Source organism: Methylibium sp. T29 (assembly GCF_000576205.1).
GTDB lineage: Bacteria > Pseudomonadota > Gammaproteobacteria > Burkholderiales > Burkholderiaceae_C > Methylibium > Methylibium petroleiphilum.
In genome coordinates, this window is record NZ_AZND01000476.1 from 1 (window position 1) to 1,427 (window position 1,427).

At 75.7% G+C, this 1,427-nt stretch carries 3 protein-coding genes; all 3 read right to left on the reverse strand.

The window, feature by feature from the left end; genetic code table 11:
• Window positions 1–360 (reverse strand): ATP-binding cassette domain-containing protein (locus x551_RS22150; protein ID WP_036251597.1); only part of this gene is annotated, 360 nt, incomplete at its 3' end.
• Window positions 357–1,043: a molybdate ABC transporter permease subunit gene (modB, locus tag x551_RS22155; RefSeq protein ID WP_011831287.1), complete on the reverse strand. Its 687-nt coding sequence runs from the start codon at window positions 1,041–1,043 to the stop codon at window positions 357–359. The genes modB and x551_RS22150, both read right to left, overlap by 4 nt.
• A gap of 80 nt (window positions 1,044–1,123) precedes the next feature.
• Window positions 1,124–1,427: molybdate ABC transporter substrate-binding protein (gene modA, locus x551_RS22160; protein WP_036251600.1), on the reverse strand; the 304-nt coding region annotated here is incomplete at its 5' end.

A 1,427-nucleotide genomic window follows, 5' to 3' on the forward strand; every position in this document is an offset into this window, starting at 1 on the left:
CAGCGCCACCACCTCGTCGAGCGCGGGTCCAGCGGCGGAGGCCGGCGCGCGCTTGGCGCCGTAGAGCAGGTTGGCGCGCACGTCGCGGTGCGGAAACAGCCGACCGTCCTGGAACACGACGCCCAGTCGCCGCGCCCCGGGCGCCAGGTCGGTGCCGGACGCGGCATCGAACAGCGTGCTGCCGTCGATAGCGACGCGGCCGGTCACCGGCCGCAGCAGACCTGCGGCCGCCTGCAGCAGCGTGCTCTTGCCGGCACCGCTGCGGCCGATCAGCGCCGTGATGCCCTGCGGCGGCACGTCGATGCGCGCCGTCACGCCGGTGTCGCCGCGAGCGACGCTCACGTCGATCAGCAGGCTCATCGCTGCCCCAGCCAGCCGGCCACGCGCCGGTGGCTCCACTGCGCCAGCGCCAGCGCGGCGAGCGCCAGCAGCACCGAGCACGCGACCAGCCGCAGCGCGGCAGCCTCACCGTCGGCGCTCTGCAGCGCGCTGTAGATCGCCAGCGGCAGTGTCTGGGTCTGGCCCGGCACGTTGGAGACGAAGGTGATGGTCGCGCCGAACTCGCCGAGCGAGGCCGCGAAACCCAGCACCGCGCCCGACAGCAGGCCGGGCGCGGCCAACGGCAGCGTCACGCTCGCGAAGGCATCGAGCCGCGAGGCGCCGAGCGTGCGCGCGGCATCCTCCAGACCGCGGTCGACGGCCTCCAGCGCCTGCCGCACCGCGCGCACCATCAGCGGCAGCGCCATCACCGCGGCGGCCAGCACCGCGCCGCGGAAGCTGAACACGAAGCTGACGCCGAGCCATTCGTGCAGCCAGCGGCCCAGCGGGCCCTGGCGGCCGAAGCCCAGCAGCAGCGCATAGCCGATCACCACAGGCGGCAGCACCAGCGGCAGGTTCACCGCGGCCTCCAGCAGCGCCTTGCCGGGCCAGCGGCCGCGCGCCAGCGCGAGCGCGAGCAGCAGCGCGACGGGCAGCGTCAGCGCGGTCGCGGTGGCTGCGACCTGCAGGCTGAGCCACAGGGCCTGGAGTTCGAGCGGGGTCAAGGGGGTCTCGCCCGCGCGGGCGGGCGGTGGCGGTCGGAACGGGTCCCGACTGTGCCAGACCGGTGGGCGCCGCGGCGCGATCAGGGCGCCGAGAAGCCGGCGGCCTTCAGCAAGGCACCCGCCTCGGCGCCGAACAGGTGTTCGTAGAAGCGGTGGGCGGCCGGCCCGGCACCGGTCAGCAGCGCGGCGGGGTAGCGGATCGGCGGATGGCTGTCGGCCGGGAACAGCGCCACGACCTGCACCTTGCGCGAGGCCAGCGCGTCGGTCCGGTAGGTGATGCCGAGCGGCGCCTCGCCGCGCTCCACGAAGGCGAGCGCGGAGCGCACGTTGTCGGCGCGCGCGAGGCGTGGCCCGGCCTCGGCCCACAGGCCGAGCGTGCCGAGC